The 6,998-nt window shown below is 63.6% G+C and carries 7 protein-coding genes and 2 pseudogenes; 7 read left to right on the plus strand and 2 right to left on the minus strand.

What is annotated here, in order from left to right:
- The 3 genes and pseudogenes from VG320_RS15085 to phaR form a co-directional block, all read left to right on the plus strand.
- Positions 1-193, plus strand: a pseudogene (locus VG320_RS15085) (acetyl-CoA C-acetyltransferase); the annotation flags it as partial.
- Positions 194-339: 146 nt separating this feature from the next.
- Complete coding sequence (locus VG320_RS15090) at positions 340-1,080, plus strand: 3-ketoacyl-ACP reductase (protein ID WP_103703680.1); 741 nt, start codon at positions 340-342, stop codon at positions 1,078-1,080.
- Between the two features lie 151 nt (positions 1,081-1,231).
- Positions 1,232-1,861 (plus strand): polyhydroxyalkanoate synthesis repressor PhaR, encoded by a 630-nt coding sequence (gene phaR / locus VG320_RS15095; RefSeq protein ID WP_327200903.1) that lies wholly within the window; start codon positions 1,232-1,234, stop codon positions 1,859-1,861.
- Between the two features lie 73 nt (positions 1,862-1,934).
- Here the strand turns inward: phaR and VG320_RS15100 are convergent, their stop codons facing one another.
- Positions 1,935-2,204, minus strand: a complete 270-nt coding sequence (locus VG320_RS15100; protein ID WP_327200904.1) for a hypothetical protein — start codon at positions 2,202-2,204, stop codon at positions 1,935-1,937.
- A 185-nt stretch (positions 2,205-2,389) separates the two neighbouring features.
- Here VG320_RS15100 and rimO point away from each other — a divergent pair, with 185 nt between their 5' ends.
- The 3 genes from rimO (at position 2,390) to VG320_RS15115 (ending at position 5,292) form a co-directional block, all read left to right on the plus strand.
- Complete coding sequence (gene rimO / locus VG320_RS15105; protein WP_321841344.1) at positions 2,390-3,727, plus strand: 30S ribosomal protein S12 methylthiotransferase RimO; 1,338 nt, start codon at positions 2,390-2,392, stop codon at positions 3,725-3,727.
- 26 nt (positions 3,728-3,753) lie between these two features.
- Positions 3,754-4,671, plus strand: coding sequence for a sugar kinase (locus tag VG320_RS15110; protein WP_327200905.1), 918 nt, complete (start codon positions 3,754-3,756; stop codon positions 4,669-4,671).
- Between the two features lie 69 nt (positions 4,672-4,740).
- Positions 4,741-5,292: a hypothetical protein gene (locus VG320_RS15115; protein WP_327200906.1), complete on the plus strand. Its 552-nt coding sequence runs from the start codon at positions 4,741-4,743 to the stop codon at positions 5,290-5,292.
- A gap of 16 nt (positions 5,293-5,308) precedes the next feature.
- Here the strand turns inward: VG320_RS15115 and VG320_RS15120 are convergent, their stop codons facing one another.
- Entirely contained in the window at positions 5,309-6,232 is a 924-nt protein-coding gene (locus VG320_RS15120; RefSeq protein WP_327200907.1) for a DNA-binding protein, read from the minus strand.
- A gap of 162 nt (positions 6,233-6,394) precedes the next feature.
- Here VG320_RS15120 and VG320_RS15125 point away from each other — a divergent pair.
- A pseudogene (locus tag VG320_RS15125) lies at positions 6,395-6,998 on the plus strand (site-specific integrase); the annotation flags it as partial.

A 6,998-nucleotide genomic window follows, 5' to 3' on the forward strand; every position in this document is an offset into this window, starting at 1 on the left:
GATGGGCTGGGACACGTCGAAGATCAACGTGAACGGCGGCGCGATTGCGATTGGCCACCCGATCGGCGCATCGGGCTGCCGGATTCTGGTGACGCTGCTGCACGAAATGCAGCGCCGCGACGCGAAGCGCGGCCTGGCGTCTCTGTGTATCGGCGGCGGCATGGGCGTGGCGCTCGCGCTGGAACGTCCGTAAGACGTCGCCAGTTGTGATCTGGCGTTAATTTGGTAGCATGCGCGCTTCAGGCCGCGCATGCGCCAGGCGTCATCGGGAGCAGCAGGCGCAAGGTGAGGCCGGAGCCGTCGATCGGCGCTCCGGAAAACGATAATGGAGTGTGTTTTATGGCACAGCGTATTGCGTATGTAACGGGCGGTATGGGCGGTATCGGAACGGGTATCTGCCAGCGCCTCGAAAAACAGGGCTTCAAGGTCGTTGCGGGCTGTGGCCCGAATTCGCCGCGCCGCGTGAAGTGGCTCGAAGATCAGAAAGCGCTGGGCTTTAACTTCATCGCCTCCGAAGGCAATGTCGGCGACTGGGATTCGACGGCCCAGGCGTTCGACAAGGTCAAGGCCGAAGTGGGCGAGATCGACGTGCTGGTCAACAACGCCGGCATCACGCGTGACGTGGTGTTCCGCAAGATGACGCGCGAAGACTGGACGGCGGTGATCGACACCAACCTCACCAGCCTCTTCAACGTCACGAAGCAGGTGATCGACGGCATGGTCGAGCGTGGCTGGGGCCGCGTCATCAATATTTCCTCGGTGAACGGCCAGAAGGGCCAGTTCGGCCAGACCAACTATTCGACCGCCAAGGCCGGCATTCACGGCTTTACGATGTCGCTGGCGCAGGAAGTGGCCACCAAGGGCGTGACGGTCAATACGGTGTCGCCGGGCTACATCGGCACCGACATGGTGAAGTCGATCCGCCCCGACGTACTCGAAAAGATCGTCGCGACGATTCCCGTGCGCCGCCTGGGCGCGCCTGAGGAAATCGCCTCGATCGTCGCGTGGCTCGCCTCGGAGGAGTCGGGCTTCGCAACCGGTGCTGACTTCTCGCTGAACGGCGGGTTGCACATGGGCTGATCTCGCTGTCGCGCGGGTTGAAGGGCGCGCGCGGCAACAGCGGGATCGACGGCGGTAGCGGGCCTGTTTGCACACCGGGGCAGGCCGCTTCCGGGCTAGACGACGCGCGATGGCATTGGCCTTCGCGCGTTGGCGCATACAAGGGCGACATATGACGACTACAAAGAAAACCGCCGAACGACTGATCAAGAAATATCCGAACCGTCGGCTGTACGACACGGAGACGAGCACCTACATCACGCTCACGGATGTGAAGCAACTCGTGCTCGATCAGGAGGAGTTCAAGGTCATCGACGCGAAGACCAACGAGGATCTGACGCGCAGCATCCTGCTGCAGATCATCCTTGAGGAAGAGGGCGGCGGTCTGCCGATGTTCTCGTCGTCGATGCTGTCGCAGATCATCCGTTTCTACGGCCATGCGATGCAGGGCATGATGGGCACTTACCTGGAAAAGAACATCCAGGCGTTCATCGACATCCAGAACAAGCTCGCGGACCAGTCGAAGGGCCTTTACGAAGGCAATGCGATGAACCCCGAAGTCTGGTCGCAGTTCATGAACATGCAGGCGCCGATGATGCAGGGCATGATGACCAGCTACATCGAGCAGTCGAAGAACATGTTCGTGCAGATGCAGGAGCAGATGCAGAACCAGGCGAAGAACATGTTCAGCAGTTTCCCGTTCAAGCCGGTTTCGCCCGTTTCGCCGGTGTCCCCGGCAACGCCTGCGGCTTCGGCGCAGGGTGCGAGCGAAAACTCGAGCGACGAAGAAGAGAAGAAGTAAAAGCGCACCGAACTGAAGCGGCATGGCGCGGCAGCCCACGCGCCGGCGGCCGCTTGTTCGTTTGCTTGTTCGTTTATTCGCTGGTGATCTCCATGGCCGGGCTGTCATCAGGTCGCGGAGTGCCTGCGGGTGCCGTTCTTCGATCGCTCGTCTTCTGGTGCGCGCACTTCATTTCGCCGTTCGACTTCAGCAGATCTGCTTGAAACTGTGCCAGTTCCTTATTCACGGCCTCCACCTCCCCTGGGGGCTGCGTCGCGAAGCTCCACGGCGCAGGCGTGATACGGCAGCGACGCATTCGAGTCGCAACGGACTTGAGCGAATATTGATCCAGATCGGCGCTCATCCGACCCTTCCTCCCATCGTTGTACGTCCACCCACGCCGCCCCTCTCCATACGCCAAATGGGTAAAATGGCGGATTGGCTTGATCTCGCGCGGCGCAACGAACGCCTCGCGCCCCACATCCGGACGTACACGTGAAAAACCCTGTTGAATCAACGACCTCCCGCAATACCGCACCGCGCGTCGGGATGGTTTCCCTTGGCTGCCCGAAGGCGCTCGTCGACTCCGAGCAGATCATTACCCAGCTGCGCGCCGAGGGTTATGAAATTTCGGGGTCGTACGACGGCGCCGATCTGGTCGTGGTCAACACCTGCGGCTTTATCGATGAAGCCGTGCAGGAAAGCCTCGACGCCATCGGCGAGGCGCTCAGCGAAAACGGCAAGGTGATCGTCACCGGCTGCCTCGGCAAGAAGGCGAGCGCGAGCGGCTCGAACCTGATCGAGGAAGTGCATCCGAAGGTGCTGGCCGTGACCGGCCCGCACGCCGTCGGCGAGGTGATGCAGGCGGTGCACAGCCATCTGCCCAAGCCGCACGACCCGTTCGTCGATCTCGTGCCGCCGGCGGGCATCAAGCTCACGCCGCGCCACTACGCGTATCTGAAGATTTCCGAAGGCTGCAATCACCGCTGCACGTTCTGCATCATCCCGTCGATGCGCGGCGACCTGGTGTCGCGCCCCGTCGCGGAAGTGATGCTCGAAGCGGAAAACCTCTTCAAATCGGGCGTGAAAGAGCTGCTGGTGATTTCGCAGGACACGAGCGCCTACGGCGTGGACGTGAAGTACCGCACCGGCTTCTGGAATGGCAAGCCGATCAAGACGCGCATGACCGATCTGGTCGCGGCGCTTGGCGAACTGGCCGCGCAGTACGGCGCCTGGGTGCGTCTGCACTACGTCTACCCGTATCCGAGCGTCGACGAAGTCATTCCGCTGATGGCCGAAGGTCCGTACAAGGGCCACGTGCTGCCGTACCTCGACGTGCCGTTCCAGCACGCGCACCCCGAAGTGCTCAAGCGCATGAAGCGCCCCGCCAACGCAGAGAAGGTCATGGAGCGCGTGAAGGCGTGGCGCGAAATGTGCCCGGATCTGACGATCCGCAGCACGTTTATTGCCGGTTTCCCGGGCGAGACGGAAGAGCAGTTCGAAACGCTGCTCGACTTTATCCGCGAAGCCGATCTGGACCGCGTGGGCTGCTTCGCGTATTCGCCGGTCGAAGGCGCGACGGCGAACGAGCTGGACGGCGCGCTGCCGGACGAAGTACGTGAGGCGCGCCGCGCGCGCTTCATGGAAGTCGCCGAGGAAGTGTCGGCCAAACGCATCCAGCGCAAGGTTGGCAAGACGCTCAAGGTACTGATCGACGAGATCAACCCGGACGGCGGCATCGGACGCACGGCGGCAGACGCGCCCGAAATCGACGGCGTTGTCTACGTCGCGCCGGCGACCAAAGCGTCGAAGCGCTACAAGGTTGGCGATTTCGTCTCGGTGAAAATCACCGGTGCGGACGGCCACGATCTGTGGGGCGAGGTCTGAGCGGCATGACGGCTGTGGCGACAGCAATGCCGGAGATCCTCGCCTATGGCGAGGCCATGGTCGAATTCAACCAGGCCGCGCCGGGCAAGCCGGAATACCTGCAAGGCTTCGGCGGGGATACTTCCAACTTTGCGATTGCGGCGGCGCGCCAGGGCGCGCGTACCGGCTTTGTTTCCGCGGTTGGCGACGATCAGTTCGGGCGTCTGCTGCTCGATCTGTGGGCGCGCGAGGGCGTCGATACGGCGCACGTGCGCGTGCGCGCCGACGCGCCGACCGGTGTCTATTTCGTCTCCCACGGTCCGGACGGCCATGCCTTCGATTATCTGCGCAAGGGTTCGGCGGCAAGCCGTTATGCGCCGGGCGATCTGCCGCTCGACACGCTGGCTGCGGCGCGCGTGCTGCATCTGTCGGGCGTGAGCGTGGCGATTGGCGACGCCGCCTGCGATGCGGCCTTTGCCGCGATCGAGCATGCGCGCGCCCGCGGCGTGCAGGTGAGCTTCGATACCAATCTGCGCCTGAAGCTGTGGCCGCTTGCTCGCGCTCGCGCGGTCATGACCGAAGTGCTGCGTCTGACCGACATCTGCCTGCCGAGTTGGGACGATGTCGCCGTGCTGACGGGTCTCGACGACCGCGATGCAATCGTCGACCATTTGCTCGCACTCGGTTCACGCGTCGTTGCGCTCAAGCTCGGCAAGGAAGGCGCCTATGTCGCGACGCCGCACGAGCGCCGAGTGGTGCCGGGGCGCGTCGTTTCGGCGATCGATGCGACCGGCGCGGGCGACTGCTTTGGCGGCGCGTTCGTCGCGCGCCTGGTGGCCGGCGACGATCCGTTCGCGGCGGCTCATTACGCCAACGCGGCGGCCGCACTGTCGACGCAAGGCTATGGCGCCGTGGCGCCGATCCCGCGTCGCGAGGACGTCGAACGCGCGCTGGCCGCGAGCTAATCGTGCGATCGCAGCGCGTGTTTTAAGCACGCTGCGACACTGAACAGCATTCCCGATCAGAGGAATCCGATGGAAGTTTCAAGCCCGAAAACCGCGCGACCTCTCGCCTGGTTCGCGGCGGTGGCGATTGCGCTGCCGCTCGCGGCCTGCGCCGTCGGCGGCAATCACACGACCGATGCAGCGGCGAGTTCGCCGGTGCATTCGACGCTCAAGCCGAATCCCGAATTCGCGAAACTCCCGCAATACGCGGGCACGCTCGGCAAACGCCAGATCGTGATGCATCTGGGCGCCAAGACCGACCCGGACGATCCGACCGGCGTGCACGGGGAATATCAGTTCCGCGACACGGGCGAAGTGATCCTGATCGCGGGCGACCGCTCGGGCGCAACGCTCGAAGCGGAAGAGTCCAATGACGGCACGCGCATCACGGGCAACTGGGTCGGCACGTTTGCGGCCGATGGGTCGATCTCGGGCGATCGCATGGAAGTGGACGATTCGAATCCCGTGCCGTTCGATTTGAAGCCGATTGCGACCGGAACAGCACCTGCCGCCGCACAAGCACCGGCCGCGAAAAGCGGCAATGCGGTGGGCGGCGTTGGCAATCTCGTGACCGGCGAGTAAATCGTCAGGCGTCAAGCTAGCGCGCGCCGCGCGGCGCGCTTACTGCGACGCGCTTCAATTTCGCCCGGGAACGATTGCGCACGGCGACGAGCTTGTTTTCCAGCGCTTCGCGCTCTCGCGCAAAAATCTCATTTTCCCGCTGGGCGGTCCGTAACGCTTCGTCCTGACTCGCCTGCGTTACGCGTGCCGCGCCGAGTTCGCCCAGCAGCGTTTCATTGCGCTGCTGGAGCGACGCGGCGAGCGTGTCCGCGCGCCGACGCTCTTCGCGCGCCTCGCTGATCTGCTGCATCATGTGCTTTTGCACGCCTTCCATGCGCTGCGTCGCCTTGTCCAGTTCGGACTGAAAGGTCGCGTCGCGCGCCTCCAGCGACACCCGCAACGCGGCTATCGCTTTCTCGTGTTCCGTTCTTTGTTCGCGCAGTCGCGTATCGGCGAGTTCGCGTTCTGCGTCGCGCTGGGCCTCCAGCGCATCGGCGCGAGTGCGGGCTTCCTCGGCGCGCGCATTGGCGCCTTCGAGTTGTTGCTTGAGCGCGGCGATCTGCTCGCCCAGCGCACCCAGTTCTACTTCGCGTAGCCGCAAAGTTTCTTCCGTAGCCGCGAGCGCTTCGACGACCTCGGCCGCGCGCGACTCGGCTTGCGCCGTGTTTTGCTCCAGTTCGGCGACGCGCGCGTCATAGACCTTTTCTCCATGCTCCACGGCGACCGCCCAGATGCCCAGCATTGCGTCCGCGACAACAGGCGGCAGTTGCGAGGCCAGGGCGTCGCTGCGCGTTTTTTCGTCCTTCCACTGCTTGAGTTCGTCGTTGATCGTCGTGCGGCTGCCTTGGCGGATTTCCGCGTAAATCAGATCGACAGTCAGCTCATGAGGCCGTTTTCCGGCGGCAACGAGGCGAGACGCGGTTTCACGCGTACGCAAACGGGTATCGCTGATACGTGACATGGTTTTTTCAGACGCGGAGGAGGCTAACACACCAAATCATACTGTATATCATCGTATAACGTTATATAAGTACGATAACAGGCTAAAAATTTACGATAACACCTATAATCGCAATTAAAGCTGCTGTACGCTTGAGCCTCGACCGATCCCGCGCTCCATTTGATGTCAGAAGACGCCATCACCCTGATTCCCGCCCTGCCGCTCGCGCTCGACGGCCGAAACGGCACGAACCGCGCCCGCAGCGGGGTAGCGCAGACTGCCGCACGCGACGACATTGAAGCCGTGCGGCTCTGGCTCGCCGAGTACATCGAATCTCCACACACGTTGCGCAGCTACCGGAAGGAAGCGGTGCGCCTGATGCTGTGGGCCACGCGCACGCTCAACAAGCCGTTGTCGAGCCTTACGCGCGAAGATTTCGTGCTCTACGAACAGTTTCTCGCCGCGCCCAACGGTGACTGGGTCGATCCGGCCCGGCCGCGCAAGGGTAGCCAGCGCAGGCTCTTCGAAGGGCCGCTCGCGCCGCGCAGCCGCCGCCAGGCGATGGGCATTCTCGGCGGACTGTTCGGCTATCTGGTGGCGGCCGGTTACCTCGCGGGCAATCCGCTGGCGCTGCGCCGCGCGCGTGCGCCGCAGGCGTCGCGTAGCCGCCGCGTCGAGCGTTATCTCGATCAGGCGCTCTGGCAGCAGGTGCTCGATGGCGTGGAAGCCTTCCCGCAGGACACGCCGCGCGAGCGCCAGCATTACGAGCGCTGCCGCTGGCTCATGC

It is taken from the genome of Paraburkholderia sp. (assembly GCF_035948235.1).
Lineage (GTDB): Bacteria > Pseudomonadota > Gammaproteobacteria > Burkholderiales > Burkholderiaceae > Paraburkholderia.

Excerpts from the sequence above, each read along its gene's own strand:
- VG320_RS15090 (WP_103703680.1), top strand. The coding sequence starts at position 340 with ATGGCACAGCGTATTGCGTATGTAACGGGCGGTATGGGCGGTATCGGA.
- phaR (WP_327200903.1), top strand. The coding sequence starts at position 1,232 with ATGACGACTACAAAGAAAACCGCCGAACGACTGATCAAGAAATATCCG.
- VG320_RS15100 (WP_327200904.1), bottom strand. The coding sequence starts at position 2,204 with ATGAGCGCCGATCTGGATCAATATTCGCTCAAGTCCGTTGCGACTCGA.
- rimO (WP_321841344.1), top strand. The coding sequence starts at position 2,390 with ATGGTTTCCCTTGGCTGCCCGAAGGCGCTCGTCGACTCCGAGCAGATC.
- VG320_RS15110 (WP_327200905.1), top strand. The coding sequence starts at position 3,754 with ATGCCGGAGATCCTCGCCTATGGCGAGGCCATGGTCGAATTCAACCAG.
- VG320_RS15115 (WP_327200906.1), top strand. The coding sequence starts at position 4,741 with ATGGAAGTTTCAAGCCCGAAAACCGCGCGACCTCTCGCCTGGTTCGCG.
- VG320_RS15120 (WP_327200907.1), bottom strand. The coding sequence starts at position 6,232 with ATGTCACGTATCAGCGATACCCGTTTGCGTACGCGTGAAACCGCGTCT.